We start from the raw sequence: 1306 nt of genomic DNA on the forward strand, positions 1-1306 counted from the left end.
AGCGCTTATGCTCTGCAGAGGATAAGCGCTTTTAGACACAGTTCCGGGTTATATCCAGCTCGCCCGCCGACGATCGGATGTCTCGGGGTCACCGGCGGACCAACTATAGATAATCAGAGCTGTTGCAGGAAGGCAAGTACGCTGTCGGCCGGCTTGAACCGAAGTGAAGTTGCGTCTGTGGGCGCCAGCTTCTCGAGGGCCCGCTCCTTTGTTGCCAGGTCGGCGTCAATATAGATGTGCGTGGTCTCGATACTCTCGTGGCCGAGCCAGAGGGCGATGATGCTGATGTCGATGCCAGCCTGCAGCAAATGTGCGGCGGTCGTGTGCCTCACGACATGCGGAGAAATTTGCTTGCCCGTCAGACTTGGGCAATGCGAGCTGGCCCGGCTGATGGCCTGCTGCAGGATGTAGTCAACACCGTTACGCGATAGCTGCCGGCCACGGTAGCTGGGAAACGCAATCGACGTGTGGGTACCCTCCAGTTCATGGAACCATGCCTTCAGGATTTGAGCGGTGTTTGACCACAATGGGATGCTTCGCTCCTTACGGCCTTTCCCCTTCAGATTGATGACCGAGCTGCTGCCGAACTGGACCTGCGCCTGCTGAAGCGCCGTGATTTCGGAAACACGGGCTCCGGTGTTATACAGCGTCAGCAGCAATGCATGATCACGGCGTCCGCGCCATTGGGACCGGTCGGGCGCCGCAAGCACGGCATCGACTTCAGCGCGGCTGAGCGACTGTACAAGTCGTCGATCGGTTCGCTTCGTGGGTATCGCGAGAATGCGCGTAGCCAGCCCAGCCAGCTCGGGATCGCATAGCGCAACCCATCGGAAGAAACTGCGGATCGCCGCAAGCCTGACGTTGCGCGAGCGAGCTGAGTTGTGTCGCGCAAATTCCAGATGATCGAGAAACGACAGAATGGTCGGCGCATCCAGCGCGGCCACGCGCAATGACGATGGCTCGGTGTGCGTTCGATCCCGAACAAACTGAAGCAACATGCGAAACGTGTCTCGGTAACTCGAAACAGTCTGCGGGCTGACGTGTTTATGGGCAAGCAGATGCTCGACGAAGAAGCCCTGCAGCAGTGGGCCGATCATGGTGGTGGTCTTCATTTCGCTTCTCCCAGGCTGGCGTATTCCCGAAACGCCGTCGCCGCGGTCAGCAGGAGCGCTGGCGTCGCGGTCAGGTACCAGTACGTTTCCACGGGACTGACATGTCCCAGATAAACCGACAGATTCGGTATCCATTGCTGGACTGGTGCCCCCTCCAGGCACCATTGCGTCAGTCGCTCGACGGCAAACGTGTG

1 protein-coding gene and 1 pseudogene are annotated in these 1306 nt (G+C 59.2%); both read right to left on the reverse strand.

Going from position 1 to position 1306, the window contains the following annotated elements; translation table 11 throughout:
- Positions 1–113 precede the first annotated feature (113 nt).
- Positions 114–1112 carry a tyrosine-type recombinase/integrase gene (locus tag DLM46_RS38870; RefSeq protein WP_115110410.1) on the reverse strand — a complete coding sequence of 333 codons (999 nt, stop codon included), beginning with the start codon at positions 1110–1112 and terminating at the stop codon, positions 114–116.
- A pseudogene (locus DLM46_RS40000) lies at positions 1109–1306 on the reverse strand (tyrosine-type recombinase/integrase); the annotation flags it as partial. The pseudogene DLM46_RS40000 and the gene DLM46_RS38870, both read right to left, overlap by 4 nt.

The sequence above is a fragment of the Paraburkholderia lacunae genome (assembly GCF_003353175.1).
GTDB lineage: Bacteria > Pseudomonadota > Gammaproteobacteria > Burkholderiales > Burkholderiaceae > Paraburkholderia > Paraburkholderia lacunae.